Annotated in this window: 16 protein-coding genes; 14 read left to right on the forward strand and 2 right to left on the reverse strand. The window is 43.2% G+C overall.

Annotated elements, in window-relative coordinates:
- The first annotated feature begins 91 nt into the window (after positions 1-91).
- The 11 genes from ACLGGR_RS13135 (at position 92) to ACLGGR_RS13185 (ending at position 12408) form a co-directional block, all read left to right on the forward strand.
- Positions 92-1279: an HpcH/HpaI aldolase/citrate lyase family protein gene (locus ACLGGR_RS13135; RefSeq protein ID WP_410973224.1), complete on the forward strand. Its 1188-nt coding sequence runs from the start codon at positions 92-94 to the stop codon at positions 1277-1279.
- A complete protein-coding gene (locus ACLGGR_RS13140) occupies positions 1269-2600 on the forward strand; it encodes a phosphoribosyltransferase family protein (RefSeq protein WP_410973324.1) in 1332 nt (443 codons plus the stop codon). Before ACLGGR_RS13135 ends, ACLGGR_RS13140 begins: the two co-directional genes overlap by 11 nt.
- A complete protein-coding gene (locus ACLGGR_RS13145) occupies positions 2593-3702 on the forward strand; it encodes a cysteine protease StiP family protein (protein ID WP_410973225.1) in 1110 nt (369 codons plus the stop codon). The genes ACLGGR_RS13140 and ACLGGR_RS13145 overlap by 8 nt, the downstream gene beginning before the upstream one ends.
- Complete coding sequence (locus ACLGGR_RS13150) at positions 3699-4514, forward strand: HAD family hydrolase (protein WP_410973226.1); 816 nt, start codon at positions 3699-3701, stop codon at positions 4512-4514. Before ACLGGR_RS13145 ends, ACLGGR_RS13150 begins: the two co-directional genes overlap by 4 nt.
- A 70-nt stretch (positions 4515-4584) precedes the next feature.
- Positions 4585-6201, forward strand: coding sequence for a YceG family protein (locus ACLGGR_RS13155; protein ID WP_410973227.1), 1617 nt, complete (start codon positions 4585-4587; stop codon positions 6199-6201).
- A 14-nt stretch (positions 6202-6215) separates the two neighbouring features.
- The gene (locus ACLGGR_RS13160) at positions 6216-7310 is read left to right on the forward strand and encodes a toxic anion resistance protein (RefSeq protein WP_034283225.1); all 1095 of its coding nucleotides are present in this window, start codon (positions 6216-6218) and stop codon (positions 7308-7310) included.
- A gap of 399 nt (positions 7311-7709) precedes the next feature.
- Entirely contained in the window at positions 7710-8978 is a 1269-nt protein-coding gene (opuAA, locus tag ACLGGR_RS13165) for a glycine/proline betaine ABC transporter ATP-binding protein OpuAA (RefSeq protein ID WP_034283228.1), read from the forward strand.
- Between the two features lie 10 nt (positions 8979-8988).
- A complete protein-coding gene (opuAB, locus tag ACLGGR_RS13170; RefSeq protein ID WP_142946592.1) occupies positions 8989-9834 on the forward strand; it encodes a glycine/proline betaine ABC transporter permease subunit OpuAB in 846 nt (281 codons plus the stop codon).
- On the forward strand, positions 9834-10715 hold the full coding sequence (locus ACLGGR_RS13175; protein WP_142946502.1) for a glycine betaine ABC transporter substrate-binding protein: 882 nt from the start codon (positions 9834-9836) through the stop codon (positions 10713-10715). Before opuAB ends, ACLGGR_RS13175 begins: the two co-directional genes overlap by 1 nt.
- Positions 10716-10822: 107 nt before the next feature.
- Entirely contained in the window at positions 10823-11575 is a 753-nt protein-coding gene (locus tag ACLGGR_RS13180; protein WP_410973228.1) for an alpha/beta fold hydrolase, read from the forward strand.
- Positions 11576-11685: 110 nt separating this feature from the next.
- Positions 11686-12408, forward strand: coding sequence for an SDR family NAD(P)-dependent oxidoreductase (locus ACLGGR_RS13185; RefSeq protein WP_142946501.1), 723 nt, complete (start codon positions 11686-11688; stop codon positions 12406-12408).
- A gap of 49 nt (positions 12409-12457) precedes the next feature.
- Here ACLGGR_RS13185 and ACLGGR_RS13190 read toward each other — a convergent pair whose 3' ends face one another.
- A complete protein-coding gene (locus ACLGGR_RS13190; RefSeq protein WP_410973229.1) occupies positions 12458-13585 on the reverse strand; it encodes a M20 peptidase aminoacylase family protein in 1128 nt (375 codons plus the stop codon).
- Between the two features lie 153 nt (positions 13586-13738).
- On the opposite strand from ACLGGR_RS13190, the gene ACLGGR_RS13195 reads away from it, so the two are divergent.
- The 3 genes from ACLGGR_RS13195 (at position 13739) to ACLGGR_RS13205 (ending at position 18000) form a co-directional block, all read left to right on the forward strand.
- Positions 13739-15169, forward strand: coding sequence for a YfcC family protein (locus ACLGGR_RS13195; protein WP_251216828.1), 1431 nt, complete (start codon positions 13739-13741; stop codon positions 15167-15169).
- A 217-nt stretch (positions 15170-15386) separates the two neighbouring features.
- Entirely contained in the window at positions 15387-16334 is a 948-nt protein-coding gene (locus ACLGGR_RS13200; RefSeq protein WP_142946498.1) for an L-lactate dehydrogenase, read from the forward strand.
- Between the two features lie 43 nt (positions 16335-16377).
- A complete protein-coding gene (locus tag ACLGGR_RS13205; protein WP_087976277.1) occupies positions 16378-18000 on the forward strand; it encodes an L-lactate permease in 1623 nt (540 codons plus the stop codon).
- 248 nt (positions 18001-18248) lie between these two features.
- On the opposite strand, the gene ACLGGR_RS13210 is transcribed toward ACLGGR_RS13205, so the two are convergent.
- Positions 18249-19238 carry a LacI family DNA-binding transcriptional regulator gene (locus ACLGGR_RS13210; RefSeq protein WP_142946497.1) on the reverse strand — a complete coding sequence of 330 codons (990 nt, stop codon included), beginning with the start codon at positions 19236-19238 and terminating at the stop codon, positions 18249-18251.
- Positions 19239-19242 lie beyond the last annotated feature (4 nt).

The raw sequence follows: 19242 nt of genomic DNA on the forward strand, positions 1-19242 counted from the left end.
AAAAGGAATGGAGTTGATTAGCGGCTCCATCCTTTTTTGAATCATCAAGTCATTTGTTCGATTTTCTCTCAACAACAGGAGGTGGCACAGCATGCGGTATTTTCAGTTTTTATCAGAGGCGAGGCAGCACGATATTTTTTTCAAACGGCCCGGGGCGATGCATTTGATGACCCCAAGGCACATACTTGCGCATGCATTAGGTGCTACTTTGTATATGCCTGCGACAAGACAGGATATAGCAGACATGCTGCTGTCGCAGAAATATGAAGCGCTTTGCTCTGTTGTATTTTGTTTAGAGGATGCTATCGGTGATCAAGAAGTGGACATGGCTGAACAGAATCTAGTAGTACAACTCGCCAAACTGTCGGATAAATTGACGCATACACCTGAAATGGCTGAACAAATGCCGTTTTTATTTATTCGGGTTCGTTCGCCGAAGCAGCTGCTCAAAATGGCAGATTTGCTTGGTTCATCTCTTCATTTATTGACGGGTTTTGTATTTCCGAAGTGTTCTATTCATAATGCGGAGGATTATTTGGACAGCTTGAAACAGGCGTCAGCACAAACGAAGACAACGCTGTACGGTATGCCCATTTTGGAAACACCCGATTTATTAGAAAAAGAAACGAGATATACGGTGCTGTCTAAGTTAAAGCAGATCATGCTGAATGATGAAGAGTATATTTTGAATATTCGTATTGGGGCAACCGATCTTTGCGGCTTATATGGCATTCGCCGTGATCGCGACACCACCATCTATGAAATCAGATTGATTGCTGATTTGATTACAGATATTATCAATTATTTTGGCCGTTCCTTTGTTGTATCAGGTGCTGTATGGGAGCATTTTGGCCCTGCACGAAAGGAACAAAAACCATTCATCCGTGCGCTTTCTAAGGGCGGTGAGCTGTCCTTATCTGAATTCGATGACGTGCAAGGTTTACTCAAGGAAACAAGACTCGATGTAGCCAATGGCATACATGGAAAGACAGTGATCCATCCAACACATCTCAAGCCAGTGCAAAGCATGTACGTTGTGACAAAGGAAGAGTACTTGGATGCATTAAGCATTTTGGAACATGCTGACGGCACAGTTGGTGTGATGAAGAGTGCCTTCTCTAATAAGATGAATGAAACGAAGCCTCATTACAGGTGGGCAGAGCACATTTTAATTAAGTCAGACATTTACGGGGTGTTTCATGAAAATAGAAGCTATATCGACATACTCACAGAATCAGAAGCGGCATACACTGAACATCTTGGAACATATGGAGGTTGAGCTTGACCTCAAAGAAGGTGCGCTCCAGCTTGAAAAAGAGCATCTTTTTGAGATGGCAGCAAGGGTGAACAAAAAAAGAGCCTTTTTATTCGTTAGTAAGGTGCTTGGAAAGCATATTCCTGTTCATCCAGTGAAACCGCTCCTTGTCTCGTGTCTTTTAGCGATGGCATATGCCAAAGAGCAAACGGGAAAGACGCCCCCGCACCAAGATCTTATCGTAGAGGCACTCAAGACGGAAGATCACACGGTGTTAACGGCAGCCTATGAAACACTCAAAAAAGAAAAGCTTTCAGCTGGCAATGAGCCTGTCGTCATCGGCTTTGCGGAAACGGCAACAGCCCTTGGTCATGGTGTGTATGATGTGATAGAAGGCGCATCTTACATTCATACGACACGTGAACAGCTGCTGGATCTTGATCCTTCGTTGGTGTTTGAAGAAGAACATTCGCATGCAACAGATCAGCTTTGTTATGCAGACGAAGCATTACTTCGCACAGACCGCCCCATCGTGTTAGTAGATGATGAAGTCACGACAGGCCGTACAAATATCAACATCATTCGTGACCTTCATGCAAAGTACCCGAGGCATTCTTATACCATTCTTTCCATTTTGGACTGGCGGACGGAGGAGCATGAGAAAGCCATGTGCCAGCTTGAAGAAGAGCTTGGAATTCACATTACATCTTTGTCTTTATTAAAAGGGCAGATGGTCTTTCGAGGCAAAACGCTCGATGAGCCAGCTTATTCGTATGAGATTGCGGAGCAAGAGAAGCGGCCAAGTCTCTCTTTTCACTCTCTTCAATCTTTCTTTAAGCAAGTGCCGTATTCACTTTCTCATGCAGCAAATTCTGCTGGTCATTCGCCATATATACATGAAACGGGTCGTTTTGGTTTAAATGCGATAGATACGGTAGCGCTTGACCAAGCAGCTGCTGAAGCGGGATTGAGGCTGCGGCAGGAACGCAAAGGAGAACAAACACTCTGCTTAGGGACAGGTGAGCTGATGTATGTGCCGATGAGATTGGCTGCACATATGGGGGAAGGCGTTCTCTTTCATTCGACGACGAGAAGCCCCATTCACCCAGTCGAAGAGGATGGGTACGCTGTTCAAAATGGGTTTACCTTTATGAATCCAGAGGATGCCCGAATTCAGCACTACGTGTACAACATTCCAAAAGGTGAATATGATGATGTATTTCTCTTTTTTGAGAAAAAGGTTTCTCAGGAGGCATTGCTTCCACTTGTTCACTTATTTGCTGAGCGGCATGTGAAGCATGTGCATATTGTGACTTTATCAGACGAGGTGAAGGTGAATGGCTAATGTGTATACAAAGATGGGGAGCTATCCAGAGCAGGATGTAACCTTCTTACTCAAAGATTTATCCTCTATTGAGATGGAGAAAAGTACAGAAGAGCGGGAGCGTTCGATTCAGAGCGGTGCGCATTATTCAGAAATGCTGCCAATTGAGTACAAACCAACGGCATCTTATATGAATTTATTCTATCAATCTCTTGAAGAAAGTAAGGAAAAGGTAGCAGAAGCAGTAGCTGTTGTAGCAGAACAGATTGTGAAGAAGCGAGGCTTCCAAACCGTGCTTTGCAGTTTGGCGCGTGCGGGAACACCGATCGGGGTGCTGATCAAACGATATATTCGAAAGACATATGATGTCGATCTACCCCATTACAGTATCTCTATTATTCGCGACCGCGGAATAGACGAGAATGCACTGCATTATATGCTGAAAGAACATCCAGGCTTTGAAATTGCTTTTATCGATGGATGGACTGGAAAAGGTGCGATTTCGAAAGAGCTCCAAAAAGCTGTGCTTGATTTTGAAAAAAAGTATGGTGTACGTCTCTCGAGTGAGTTGGCTGTACTGGCTGACCCTGGCTATTGTACACATGTATACGGAACGAGAGAGGACTTTCTCATTCCGAGTGCCTGCCTGAATTCGACGGTGTCTGGACTTGTCAGTCGTACGGTACTAAACAACCGCTGGATCAATGCCGATGATTTCCATGGGGCCAAGTATTATAAAGAGCTGCTTGATGAGGATGTGTCCAATCTGTATGTGGATACAATTGAAGAAGCATTTTCCAGCCTTGAACCAAATGTACAAGAGAAAGCAGAAACCATACTTACGCAAGGGACGCCGGCAGATTGGCGGGGAATGGCATCCATTGAAGCGATTGGTCGGGAGTTTCAAATTGAAAATACCCATTTGATTAAGCCGGGAGTTGGTGAGACGACCCGCGTGCTGCTTAGAAGAATCCCTTGGAAAATCTTGATTCAGCCGGGATCTCAGGAAAAGCTGAAGCATATTTTGCTTTTGGCTGAGGACAGAGGAGTTCCTGTCATTGAATATGCCAATATGTCCTACACGTGCTGTGGGTTAATTCGCCCGCTGGAGCAAACGTCATGAAGACATATGCATTTGCTAGTGATTTAGACCGGACACTGATTTACTCACATCGAGTGCTTGAGCAGTATGCGTATGAGGGAGAGTACGATTTAGTTGAGGTGCTGGATGAACGGCCACTTTCCTATATGTCTGTTGAAACGAAAAAATCCTTGCAGACGATTCATCAATCAGGCTGGTTCATTCCAGTGACGACAAGAACAACTGCACAGTATGAACGAATCACCTTCTTTGAGCAAGAGCTTAAACCGGAGTATGCCGTCACAACAAACGGGGGCTGTATTCTTCATCATGGCAAGCCGCTTGAGGATTGGCAGGCTATTGTTGATGAGAGACTTAGAGAGTGTATGCCAGTCAGAGAGATGCTGAGGGCGATCTCCGAGCTTCCAGTTGCGGCATGGGTGAAGCGTACCCGTACAGCAGAGGGAAGATTCCTTTATTTGATTATGAAAGAGGAGTATCTATCTCACATTCCGCTTGCTGAATTGAAGCTGTGGGGTGAGGAGAGAGGCTGGCAGGTTTCTCTTCAGGGACGGAAGCTTTATTTTATTCCACAGCCGCTTAATAAGTGGGATGCTGTTGCTTTTCTAAAGGACAGGCTGCAGCTTGAATACGTCTATGGTGCGGGTGATTCCCTGTTAGATGCTGGGCTCATTCGGCAGTCAGACATGGGCTTTGCCCCAAGGCATGGAGAAGTTCTCGACTTTGACCCATCACTTGAGCCGACATCGGCATCTGGCATGGCCGCAGCGGATGAAATCTCCGCTTGTGTCATCGAGCAGATGACGAACGCAAAAAAGACTTCGATTCGATAGCAGAAGTAGAAGGCTGAATGATATGATAGTAGTAGCTTTAGAGAAAATATAGGAGAAAGGAAGGAGCGGCGTGAGTTATAAAGAAATCAATGTCACCCATACACGGGCGGAGCAGGAAGCCTGGAAAAACGTGCTGAAAAAGCCGCTCCCTGAAAGAGACGGTTATGTAAAGGACGAGCATACGTTGTCCTTGCCGCGTCTCGCCGCCCGAGTCCTTGGAACTCCGCATGATGCAACCGATTATTTTATTTATTTACATGAATTATACGAAACAGACGGCATGCATATTTTAAGTGAAACACTCAATCGTCATATTGAGCCGGAGCATTTTCAGGCGCTTCAGCGTATTCATTTGATTAACCAAGAAGAAAAGGGATTGTCCGTGAATCGCTTTGTGGCTTTTTTAGATGGTGAACAGCTGATTGTACGCCATCCAAACCCTGTAATGAACCGGCATATTCGTCTTTCATTGATCAAGGTGTTTGAGCATTTCAAGCAGCTGCATGAAGGTGGATTTCAGCATCCTGATTTCCGCCGGGTCCTCCTAGATGTCGTGAAGTTTTCAAATAATCATTTAGGTCCATGGCTGAAGGAAGTCAATATAGAAGAAAAAATGCCGGCTGTCATTTGGTATGGAGAGGCGAATAAAAGTCAGCTTTATTTTCTTTACTATGTCATGCTGATTGGCTGTGATGTTGTGCTATTTCATCCAGAAGGCGAGGATTCGTTCCGCGAATTAGATCCAGAAGAAAAGCTGACTTTTATTGATCAGTACCCGGGAACTTCAAAGCTTGAGCCGTTCCCTACTGAAAAGCCCGAGAGGAAATCAACGGTGGCGTACCGCTCGACAAGAGAGCTTGAAGAGGTGCTTCACACGGAAGATTCAATGCTGTATAAGCCGTGGCAATTCAGAGATCATACTCCTCATTCCATTACGCTGAAGACAACGTATGATGAGCTGTTTTTAATTGCAAAGGAACGGTCCTTTATCCGCCCGAATTTCAAAGCAGACCGGGACACGATACAGATTCCAAATCTTTTTGCGAAAATGATGGGTGTCACACGAGACAAGCGTGAATACTGGGATCGTATCCATACGTTAATGGAAGGGAAAGAGACGAAGACCATTCGCCATTTTCCTTTTACGAAAGAAGTGACTTCGAATTATCAATTTCATTATCAGCATGCACTTTCTTCTGCTGGAGAGATTGACCCTGAATTATTAATGAAAAGCAATGTGTGGCAGTTTTCTCATCTATATGAGGGCGCGCAGCGTGCGATAGCAGAGGCGATATCTCGAATTTGTCAGCATCCGAAGCTATTAAAAGAAGGCAATGAGACCGAATTAGATGTACGCATTTATTTATTCAAGCAGGTTCTGCATTTGAGCCAGGACCTCGTTGAACTAATTCAAACCTTTGATTATGCACAAACCGTGCCGAAAGTGATTTTATACCATACGGAATATAATGGTGAGCTGACACGTTCTGATGCGGCCGCCCTGATTTTCCTAAATGAAATGGGTGTGGATCTCTTCGTCTATCATCCCGCCGGCTATCAGTGTATAGAGCGGTATATAGACGATCAATCATTTGATACACATTGGCTTGATGAAATGGTCATGAACCAAGAGTTTAAAGAGCCGTCGATTGTGAGAAAGTTATTTCAATCCATTAAAAACCGATAAGGAGATCAAAGCTTATGACAAATACAAACGGAAATGACATCATTTCAATTGATAAAGAGGAAATCACGATTGAAAAGGCAGACGATATTCGCGTTCAGCTGCGCAATGAACCAGAAGTCCAAAACATTGCGAGACAGATTGATGCCAAAAATCAGCTTGAACTGCTTGAATACGGAAAACAGCCGGCCGTTGAAATCTCTAAGTTCTCTGATCGTATCCTTTCAATGATGCGTTCAACAAGCGTCACTGACTCAGGAACAATGCTGACGCAGCTTGGCAAGATTATGGATCGCTTTGATAAAAATGATTTTGACGAACCGAAGGGTGGTTTGTTGTCAAAAATCTTTAAGCGCGGCGGCAGCATGATTGAAAAGATTTTTAGTAAATATCAAACCCTCGGTGCAGAGATTGAAAAAATTAATGTAGAAATTAGTAAATATAAAGATGAAATGACCAAATCGACTGTGACGCTTGAAGAAATGTATGAGCATAACATTCAATACTATATGGAGCTTGAAAAGTATGTCGTAGCTGGTCAAATGAAAATCGAAGAATTAAAGCAATTGGTTCCTTCATATGAAGAAAAAGCAGCTAGTGGAAACCAGCTGGCACAAATGGAGCTTGATACACTTCGTAATGGCATTCAAGCGCTTGAAGAGCGTGTATATGACCTTGATATGGCAAGAATGGTGGCGCTTCAAACAGCACCGCAAATCCGTTTGCTTCAGCGTGGGAATACGAAATTAATCGGGAAGATCAACTCTGCCTTCATCATCACCATTCCAATTTTCAAAAATGGGATCATTCAAGCTGTTACAGCGAAGAGACAAAAGCTTGTGGCTGATTCTATGAGTGAGCTGGATAGAAGAACAAATGAAATGCTGAAACGAAATGCTGAAAACATTTCAAGTCAAAGTGTGGAGATTGCCAAATTATCGGGCCGTCCAAGCATCGACATTGAAACGATTGAATCTTCCTTTAATACAATTGTACAAGGGATGAAAGAGACGAAACAGATCGAAGAAGAGAATAAGCGATTACGCGAAGATGGAACAAAACGTATGCTTGAGCTTCAAGATAATATTAAGCGGGCTGCCCTGGAGTCCTAAAACACAAGCTGTCTGTAACTAAAGTTGCAGACAGTTTTTTTATGAATTTAATTTAAATTTAAGAAAAAAGGTTTTTATGTGACCATTTTCGGGTAAATCCTGTTCAGGGGAATGGTTCGCCCATGATTCAAAAAATCCGCTATGACGAGGATTCGGTTTATTTTTTAGCACAATTAGGAATTTCCAGTAAAATATTGTCTGATGAGAGGAAATACCCCGTAAAATATGTAGTTTATGAAGCATTCTATAGGATTTACGAGTAATACGGCGTATAAACTCTAATGACCAGACCTCTATATGGAATTCATACATATTGTGGGGAAATAAGCGAATTCTAAAGATTGTTCGCATCATAACGCTTATGTTACGGTTATAAAGATGCTAATTTGGAGGGAAAATATGAATTCTGAAGAGAGAAATATCAAAATCAAGATAAATAATGTATCTAAAATTTTCGGTAAAAATGCTAAAAAAGCATCTCAAATGCTTGAAAAAGGGAAAACAAAAAGAGAAATCCTAAAAGAGACCGGCGCAACTGTTGGTGTCAATCGAGCAAATTTTGATGTTTATGACGGCGAGATATTTGTCATCATGGGGCTATCAGGGAGCGGAAAGTCCACACTTGTGCGGATGCTAAACAGGTTAATCGAACCAACCTCCGGTGAAATATATATTGATGGGGATATGATAACAAATATGTCAAAGGATCAATTGCGTGAAGTCAGACGGAAAAAGATCAGCATGGTTTTCCAAAACTTCGCATTGTTCCCGCACCGTACAATTCTTGAGAACACAGAGTATGGTCTTGAATTGCAGGGTGTAGATAAAGAAGAGCGCAGATCAAAAGCACTTGAATCTTTAAAGCTTGTTGGACTTGAAGGCTTTGAAGAGCAATACCCAAATCAATTAAGTGGTGGTATGCAGCAGCGCGTTGGATTGGCACGTGCTTTAGCAAATGACCCTGACATTTTATTAATGGATGAAGCATTCAGCGCACTAGATCCATTAATTCGTAAAGATATGCAGGATGAATTGCTTGAGCTTCATACATCTGTAGGAAAAACGATCATTTTCATTACCCATGATTTAGATGAGGCGCTTCGTATTGGTGACCGCATTGTACTCATGAAGGACGGAAATATCGTTCAAATCGGAACACCAGAAGAAATTCTGATGAATCCATCGAATGAATATGTTGAACGCTTCGTTGAAGATGTTGACCTTTCTAAAGTATTAACCGCTGGTCATATTATGAAACGTGCAGAAACAGTTCAGATCGATAAAGGGGCACGTGTTGCGCTCACGCTCATGAAAAACCTTGGGATTTCATCTATCTATGCAGTAGATAAGAAAAAGCATTTATTAGGTGTCATTTCTGCCCAAGCAGCGAAAAAGGCAGCAGAAACGGGAGCGTCGCTTGAAACTGTTCTTGATAAAGAATTTACCACAGTATTGGAATCAACGTATTTAACAGAAATCTTTGATGCAGTGTCTGATGCGGCAAACATTCCAATTGCAGTTGTAGATGAGAAAAACAGAATGAAGGGCATTGTGGTCAGAGGTGCATTGATTGGTGCATTATCAGGGAATGATGAATATATCAACATGTCTTCTAACAAGCTAGAGGAAATTAAGACACAAGAGCCTTCTGCACAGGAGGTAGAATAAGATGTTTAGTATGAGTGATTTACCTAGAATTCCGTTCGCGGATTATATCGATCGATTTGTTGACTGGTTAACATTAACGTTTGGTGGTTTCTTTGATGGCATCACAAATGGATTAGCTGGAACAGTAAATGGAATTGTAGCTGCACTTGGCGTCATTCCATCCATTATTTTAACCCTTATCTTTGCCGGCATTGCTTGGTGGATCAGTACAAGAGGAGTTGCTCTTTTCACACTTATTGGATTTTTACTGATCGACTATTTAGGCTACTGGCAGCCAATGCTTCAAACACTTGCGCTCGTTCTGACCGCTGTGGTCATTTCTATCGTGATCGGGGTTCCGATCGGTATTTGGGCATCACAGAAGGAAACGGTGCGTAAAATTGTGACACCTATTTTAGATTTAATGCAGACAATGCCTGCATTCGTTTATCTATTACCAGCGATCTTCTTCTTTAACATTGGGGTTGTTCCTGGGGTTGTGGCATCGGTTATTTTCTCCATGCCGCCAACGATTCGTATGACCATTCTCGGTATTAAACAAGTACCAGCGGATTTAATTGAAGCAACAGAAGCTTTTGGTTCAACGACATTCCAGCGTTTGTTCAAAGTTCAGCTTCCACTTGCAACAAAAACCATCTTAGCTGGTATTAACCAAAGTATCATGCTGGCTCTATCCATGGTCGTTATTGCGGCAATGGTAGGTGCACCAGGACTTGGTTCAGAAGTATATAGTGCGGTAACGCAGCTGAAAACAGGTATTGGTTTTGAAGCAGGTATTGCCATTGTTATCGTGGCGATTACACTTGACCGTATTACACAAAACATTAAAACGAAAAAAACCAGGGGGAATGCTTAATGTGGAAAAAGTCTCTCTACATTGGGATGACCGCCCTGCTTGTCTTTTTACTAGCCGCTTGCGGCGCTCAGACAGATTCAAATGCGAGTGCAGCACAGCAGGTCAATAAAACGATTATTGGGATTGATCCGGGTTCAGGTATTATGGCCTTAACCGATCAGGCCAAAAAGGATTATGGCTTAGAGGATTGGACGGTTGTGTCTGCATCAAGTGCAGCCATGACTGCAACGCTTAAAAAATCTTACGACCGTAAAAAGCCAATCATCATCACTGGCTGGAATCCACACTGGATGTTTTCCCGCTATGATTTAAAATATTTAGATGATCCAAAAAAATCTTATGGTGAAGCGGAAGAAATTCATACGATTTCACGTAAAGGATTTGCAAAGGATCAGCCGGAAGCAGCCAAAATGCTTAGTCAGTTTAAATGGTCTCAAGATGACATGGGCGAAGTCATGATTGATATCCAAGATGGTGTGAAACCAAAGGATGCCGCCATAAAATATGTGAAAAAACATAAAGACCAAGTGGCGAAATGGACAAAAGGCGTGAAAAAGTCGAATGGTGACAAAATCAATCTTGCCTACGTTGCCTGGGATAGTGAGATTGCAAGTACCAATGTCGCGGCAGAAGTATTGCGTGAACTCGGGTTTAAAGTGACTTTGACTCAAGTTGAAGCAGGTCCAATGTGGACAGCAATTGCAACCGGAAGTTCGGATGCATCTTTATCCGCGTGGCTACCAAATACGCATAAAACGTATGCAGCAAAGTTTAAAGGAAAATATGATGACCTTGGTACAAGTATGAAAGGTCTTCGAATGGGGCTGGTCGTTCCAACATATATGAAGAACGTAAACTCCATTGAGGATTTGAAAAAATAGCCAATGATGTAGTGGTTCCCTTATAATAGAAGGGAGCATGTTGAAAAAGCAGTCTGCTCAAAAAGCGGCTGCTTTTTTCTTATATAGAAGGATGGAGTTGTCGGGCGATGGATAAATCAATCATGATTTTTCTGCATGGTGGAGGAGTAAGCAGCTGGATGTGGCAGGAGCAGGTTGAAATATTTAAGGACACGTATGAATGCTTTGCCCCTGATCTCATTGGACACGGGACAAGAGCAAAAGAACAGATATTTTCAATGAATGAAAGCACCCAAGAAGTTATCTCATGGATCAAGGAAAACGCGAATGGCCGTCAAGTGATTCTGATTGGATTTTCTTTAGGTGCGCAGATTGCTGTTGATGTGTTATCAAGAGAGCCAGATATCGTAGACATAGCAGTTATCAATAGCGCTCTTGTGATGCCTTTGCCATGGCTGCACTTCATGGTGAGACCCCTCTTGCCACTGACGTATCCATTATTAAAGAAAGATTGGTTTATCCAGCTCCAAGCCGAAAAGATGGGGCTCCCGCAACATGTACTGCATCATTATGCGGCGGAATCGAAACATCTGCAAAAGAAAACCCTTCTTACGATGTTTCAAGAAAACCTCCATTACAAGCTCCCAGACACGTTTCAGCAAGCGAAGGCACGCATTCTTGTCACAGTGGGAGAAAAAGAAAAAGGCATCATGAAACGGTCAGCCAAAAAAATAACGAATTCACATCCGAAGACAGCAGGCGTCATCGTTCCCGGTATTGGACATACATTTACTTTTGAGAAGAAAGAACTTTTTACAGAAATGATCAAATGCTTTATAGAGGCACGTGCATTACCAGCCGAATTAAAGGAAATCCAGTAGCCGTTCCAATTATTAAGTGAAGACGAGCATAAAAGGGGCGGTGGTCTCTTAAAATCTGTATGATATAGGTATCAAACGCTTTCAGTTTGTGTGCCATAGAAGGAGGAGCTATGAGTAAAAACTATATCATATTCGGTGCAAGTCAAGGATTAGGAGATGCTTTTGTAAAGGGTCTTCCTTCAAGTGGAGATACAGTTTGGATTGTGTCGCGAAGTGAACCAAGCAGTTTGAACATAGATGACGGTGTACATAGAATTTGGCTGAAAATCGACTTATCAAGCCAAACGCATATCCCTTATATGCTCGAAGCTCTGGAGAACAAGACGATTGATGTACTCATCTATAACGTCGGTTTATGGGAAAAACGAGGTTTTGAAGACGATTATTCCTTTGATCACGATCAGCCAGAGGATATTGCACATCTAATCAATGTGAATGTCACTTCAACCATTACGTACATCCAGGCACTGCTTCCGCACGTAAGGAAATCGGAGAATGGAAAAATCATCGTCATTGGCTCAACGGCGGGTCTGGATCATACAAACCTGCCGCAAGTCTCGTTTGTTGCATCTAAATTTGGCCTGCGCGGAATTGTGAATGCACTGAGAGAGCATGTGAGAAAGGATAAAATATCTGTCACCTGTATCAATCCAGGAGAGCTGGCGGCGGAGGTCCCGTATGAAGATGGAGCCGAAAAGGCCATCACTCTATATGATGAAACGAGAATCCCTGTCCAGGATATTGTGGAGCTTGCCAGATGTGTGATTCATTTATCTAGGGTATCTTGCGTGAAAGAAATCAATGTTCCAGCTATGACAGATCTGAATGCATAATATAAAGCAGACCACCCGCCCTGAAGAGAAGGCGGGTGGCTTTTTTATTTTATGATGAATGCTGATCGAGTGTTTGATAGACAGCCTCAGTCAAAATCTCAATGCCGGTAAAGATGGCAGAGCGGTCGAAGGTCATATACGGATGATGAAGACCGGGCTTTAAATCACAGCCTAATCCGAGCATCGTGGATTTGATATGCGGAAGCTTTGCTGCATAAAAGTGAAAGTCCTCTCCACCGGTTGTGACGATCGGGGGATCAAGCTGCTCTTTGCCTAAAACCTGTTCAATCGCATGTGACATGATCTGGACAGCTTCTTCATTTAAGGTGGCGGCAGGCAGGCGATGGTCTGTTGAAAGTGTAATGGAAGCGCCAAAGGCATCCGCTACAGCATGAACGGCTCTTTCAATTTCTTTTTCTAGTTCATCCATCACTTCGTTTGTTTGTGCCCGTACATCTAATGTAAAAGAGGCTTTGCCTGGGATGATGTTTGAGCTGCCCCCGCCAGCATGTAAATTGGTCATTTTGACAGAATGAGCGACTCTTGGATCGACATGGATATGCGCGAGTCTCTGCACGAGGGTTGAAGCCACTTCTATGACGTTGACGCCAAGGTGTGGACGTGCACCGTGCGCTTCCTCGCCAATAATGGTGCCGACGTAATGATTACTTGATCCGTGCAATATAGCAGGAGCGCAGCGTCCATTTAATGTTTCTTGGATTGGGCGCACATGTACGCCATATAAGTAATCGACATCTGCGAGCACACCTTTTTCAATCATTTTCAGCGCACCGCCGCCTCTTTCCTCGGCAGGCTGAAAGATGAAACGAATTGTGCCGTTCGGGCGTTCTTTTTCCTTTAATGCCATGAAGGTGCCGAGAGCCATTGTCATGTGTGCATCGTGGCCGCATGAATGATTGGCTTGAAACTCACCATCTACTTCCTGCCAAAGTGCATCAATATCGGCTCTCACAGCGACCACTGGTGCGCCTTCTCCAATCTCACCGATCACCCCTGTACAGTCGTCAAATGTTTGAGTTTTGCAGCCCAATTTTTTCAATATATCTTCAATATAAGCAGTCGTTTCTGTTTCTTCCCAGCTTATTTCTGGGTGGGCATGCAAGTGTTCAAAGATGTCTGTCACGGTTTGTTTCATTTCGTTTGTCAAAGTTGTCATGAGAAGCCTCCTTGCTGACAGATAATCTGCCAAAACATTATTTTAGTGAAATAATATTGATCTTAAATATCAACAGTGTTTATAATATAACACATCATTTGATTATTCTGAAAATTAAGTGAAATTCCGATCGGGACAAAGGGGTTTTGGCACATGAAAACAGCGACAGTATCAGCACCAGAGAAACAAAAACGAAAACTTCAAATGCCGGATGCGTATGTTCTCTTATTTATGATTGCACTGATTTGTACGATAGCAACGTATTTTGTACCAGCGGGTGAGTTTGACCGAAAAACATCTGGGGAGATCACAACAGCCGTTCCTGGCAGTTATCACCGCATTGATCAATCACCAGTGAGTCCAGTTGGATTTTTCACAGCGATACAAGAAGGAATGGTAGGGTCCTCTTCTATCATTTTTCTGATTTTATTTACGGGCGGTACCATTGCTATTTTGGAGAAGACAGGTGCTATTAACGGGATGATTCACCATGTCATCAGCCGGTTTCAAACGAAGCAATTATTGTTTATTTGTATTGTTGGGGGATTATTTTCAATCCTTGGAACGACCGGAATTGTCGTGAACTCTGTCATTGGGTTTATCCCAATCGGCATCATTGTGGCACGATCCTTGAAATGGGATGCTGTGGCAGGAGCGGCGGTCATTTACATAGGCTGTTATGCAGGGTTTAACGCAACGATTTTATCTCCATCTCCATTAGGTTTATCACAAACGATTGCAGAGCTGCCGATCTTTTCTGGCATTGGCCTTCGTGTCATTATTTATCTTTGTTTTCTTATTTCTAGTATTGTGTACATCTATTTCTATACAAGGCGGCTGAAGAATAAAGAAAAGGGAAGCATTCTTGGCGATCAATGGTTTCCTGCTAAGGGGCTTGGCGGAGCCGATGCGGAATCTGTGGACAAGCCTGCATTTACTGGGAGACATAAGCTGATTTTAGCGGTGTGCGGATTGTCACTTGGAGGTTTCTTATATGGCGCACTTCAGCTTGGCTGGACCGATAAGGAAATGGCGGGCGTGTTCATTTTTATGGCTATCGTTGCTGGACTGCTCGGCGGATTAGCGGCCAATGATATTGCGAAAACGTTTATTATCGGGTGCCAAAGCCTTGTATACGGCGCACTTATTGTTGGGATGGCACGCTGTATTTCGGTCATTTTAGAAAACGGGAAGCTGCTTGATACAGTGGTCAATGGCTTGGCGAGTATGCTGACAGGCTTTAGTCCAATCGCTGGTGCGATCGGGATGTATATTGCAAGTGCGCTTCTTCACTTTTTGATTTCATCAGGATCAGGAGAAGCCGTTGTCTTTATCCCGATTCTTGCGCCGCTCGCTGATTTAATGGGCATCACAAGACAGGTAGCTGTAGAAGCGGTAATGCTTGGCGAAGGGGTGGTCAACTGTATCAATCCGACTTCCGGTGTGTTGATGGCTGTGCTTGCTGCAAGTGGTATTCCTTATGTAAAGTGGCTGCGTTTTATGGTGCCGCTTGCCCTCATTTGGTTTGTCATCGGTCTTGTGTTTATTTGTATCGGGGTCATGATCAATTGGGGACCTTACTAATGATGTATGAAGCTGCCGAAGAGCGTTTGGCAGCTTTTTTCTTGTGGAAATATGTATGGAGGCATTGCTTTGAAAGCACAATAAATGTGTTCACAAATTCGCTACATATATTTTTTGAGCAACCCCCTTGCGAAAGTTTGTGAAGTATTGCACAATAAGAATGTGAAATACTTCACATAAGAAAAACAGCCTAGTTTTACTCAGGAGGATGAGATAAATGACAAACGAAAAAGTAAACAAAGTAGCCCTTATTGGAGCAGGTTTCGTCGGCAGCAGTTATGCCTTTACATTAATAAATCAAGCGATCACAGATGAATTGGTTGTCATCGATTTGAATCAAGACAAAGCAATGGGTGACGTGATGGATTTAAACCACGGAAAAGCATTTGCCCCGCATCCTGTGAATACATGGTATGGAGATTATGAGGATTGTAAGGATGCAGATATCGTCTGTATCTGTGCTGGTGCAAACCAAAAGCCAGGTGAAACAAGACTTGACCTTGTTGAGAAAAATTTAAATATATTTAAAGGCATTGTAGAAAACGTAATGAAAAGTGGATTCGACGGTATTTTCTTAGTTGCTACTAACCCAGTGGATATTTTGACATATGCGACTTGGAAATTCAGTGGTCTTCCAAAAGAACGAGTGATTGGCAGTGGTACGACGCTTGATACGGCAAGATTTAGATACATGCTCAGTGAGTATTTTGAAGCAGCGGCACACAACGTGCATGCGTACATCATTGGAGAGCATGGAGATACAGAGCTTGCTGTTTGGAGTCATGCGAATATCGGAAGTGTACCAATTACAGAATTAATGAAGAGAAATGATCAATACAAACAAGAAGATTTAGATGAAATCATGGAAAATGTCCGTCATGCCGCTTACCAAATCATTGAGAAAAAAGGTGCCACTTATTACGGCGTAGCAATGAGTTTAGCCCGCATTACAAGAGCGATCCTGCACAATGAAAACAGCATTTTAACTGTCAGCACTTACTTAGATGGAGAGTACGGAGCAGAAGATGTCTACATTGGTGTACCTGCCCTTGTGAATCGAAATGGCGCAACAGAAGTGATGGAGCTCACACTGAACGACACGGAGAAAGAAAAATTTGCACACAGTGTGAATGTGTTAAAAGAGATTTTGGCTCCTCATTTTTAATCAATCAAAAGCAACCTATCTGAGCAGAAAAGGATGAATCACTATGTGGCAGCAAATATATGATCCGTTTGGTAATGAATTCGTCAGTGCATTGGTGGCAATGCTCCCAATCTTGTTTTTCCTTCTTGCATTAACCGTTTTTAAGCTAAAAGGTGTTTTAGCCGCTTGTTTTACCTTAATCGTCAGTTTTGTAACAGCTGTTTTCTTCTTTCATATGCCAGTTGAAAAGGCATTATCTGCTGTGCTGCTCGGTATATCTAATGGGCTGTGGCCGATTGGATATATCGTCATCATGGCGGTATGGCTCTATAAAATTGCAGTGAAATCTGGTAAGTTCGATGTCATTCGTTCTAGTATAGCAGGAATTTCTCAAGATCAACGTCTTCAGCTCTTATTAATTGGTTTTAGCTTTAATGCATTTTTAGAAGGAGCTGCTGGGTTTGGTGTACCGATTGCGATCAGTGCTGCTCTCTTAACAGAGCTTGGGTTTAAACCGCTGAAAGCTGCGATGCTCTGCTTAATTGCCAATGCTGCATCTGGTGCATTTGGTGCTGTAGGCATCCCAGTGATTACAGGGGCGCAAATGGGCAATATGACGCCGCTTGCGTTATCTCAAACCCTTGTATATACGATCCCGTTTATTTCATTCTGTATACCGTTCCTCCTCATTCTGATTGTAGATGGCTTCAAAGGAATCAAAGAAACTCTGCCAGCCTTGCTGGTTGTGAGTGGAACCTATGCCATTTTGCAAGCTGTCACAATGGTGACGATGGGTCCTGAGCTTGCCAATATTATTTCTGCCTTGGCAAGTATGGGAATTTTGGCTTTATTTCTTCGGAAATGGCAGCCAAAACACATTTATCGTGAAGAAGGAGCGCCAGATATTGAACAGAAACAAACGTATCGCGGTGTTGAAATACTGAAAGCATGGTCTCCGTTCTATATTTTAACTGCTGTTATTACGGTATGGAGTCTGCCAGCATTTAAAGCGTTGTTTGCTGTAGGAGGACCGCTTAACTGGACGACCATTTTAGTGAAAATGCCGTTTTTACATCAGCAAATTGTGAAATTACCACCAATTGCCCAAACGGAAACACCAATTGATGCGATCTTTAAAATTGATGTCATCAGTGCAACGGGTACTGCCATTCTGATTGCGGTCATGCTGACTGGACTGTTTAGCAGACATATTACATTAACAGAAGGCGCTGTCTGCTTAAAAGCAGCGGTGAAAGAGCTTTGGGTTCCTGTTCTTACTATTTGTTTTGTCATGGGCTTTGCCAACCTGGCAAACTTTGCTGGACTAAGTTCAGCCATTGGACTTGCTCTTGCCAAAACAGGCGATTTGTTCCCGCTTGTCAGCCCGGTGCTTGGCTGGATCGGCGTGTTTATTACGGGATCTGTCGTGAGTAACAACGCCTTATTCGGTAACCTTCAAGCGGTCACTGCTTCTCAAATCGGCTCACAAGCAGGTTTGTTAATTGGGGCGAATACGACCGGTGGTGTGATGGCAAAATTAATTTCTCCACAATCTATCGCTATCGCTACAGCCGCTGTTGGAGAAACAGGGAAAGAATCTGAGCTCTTCAAAAAGACCGTGAAGTACAGCTTCATTCTGCTCGGTATTGTATGTATATGGACATTCATTCTTGCTCAATTTGTATAGGTTGATAGACTAAAAAAGACTGAGAGAGATCTCAGTCTTTCAGCGTGTAGACAAACCCTCGCATTCTTTGTCAGTCCTGCGCGCTGGTGCTCACGAATGTCAAATTCGCTCCGCAAAAGTAGCCGTCCTTCCTAGACTGCAAAGGTTTTCTATCACGCTGAAAAGAAGACAAAGAGCTAAAATAAAGATCATTTTAGCCCTTTGTCAACAACAATCTGAAAGACTGAGAGAGATCTCAGTCTTTTTCTTTATGTAGATTCTCTTGTCACGAGCCGGGTAGGCAGCTGGATATGTTCACGCTGCAATGGTTTTTGGTCTTGCAGGAGTGCGATCATTTGCTGTAAAGACCGCTGGCCAAGCTCTACGATCGGTATGTCAATCGTGGTGATCGTTGGAGCTGTCACCTCACATATGTCTTGGTTGTCATAGCCGATGACCGCTAGATCCTTGGGGATTTGATAGCCATATGAAATGGCCTGTTTAATGAGCCCAGCTGCGACTTGATCATTGCCGGTGAAAATGGCATCAGGCGCATTCGTCATGTGATGGATGACATCCATTAAGCGAAAGCCGTCTTCAATGGTAAATGCCTCTCCAAACAGCCAATCGTCTTGCAGCGGCAAACCGTGAGCAGAGAGTGCATCAAGATAGCCCTGTTTCCTTTGTTTCTGCGCTTCACTGCTTTCTGTATCAAAGCAAAACCCAATCGATTTTCGCCCCGACCGAATCAAGTAGTCCACCGCTTTATAGGCGGCTTCCCGTTCATCGTAACCAATAATCGGGATGTTTGCTGTTTGATGATATTCATTAGCCATGACAATGGGGCCGTTTGTTAAAAATGGCTCGATCTTTTCCCACTGATTTTCTAATGCCCCCAATATGACCCCATCTACTTCTTTTCTTTTTAATAATTGAAGCCCTTCAAGCTCCAATGCTTCTTGATAAAACGTCTGAAGCACGATGGCTTTATATCCTTGATCCAATGCTTCCTTTGAAATGCCTTTAATCAATTGTGCAAAAAAAGGATGGTCCACAGCTGGAACGGACACAGCAATGGTTTTTGTCTGATGTGATCTTAGTGTGCGAGCTGCTGAACTCGGTGTATATTCCATTTCCTCCATCACCTGTAAAATGAGCTGCCGCTTTTCTTCTGACACATATGGGTGATGGTTTAGCACTCTGGAAACGGTGGTGGTTGAAACCCCGCAGCGTTTGGCAATTTCATAAATTGTACACATATTA

The sequence above is a fragment of the Bacillus sp. BD48 genome (assembly GCF_046566805.1).
Classification (GTDB): domain Bacteria; phylum Bacillota; class Bacilli; order Bacillales; family Bacillaceae; genus Bacillus; species Bacillus safensis.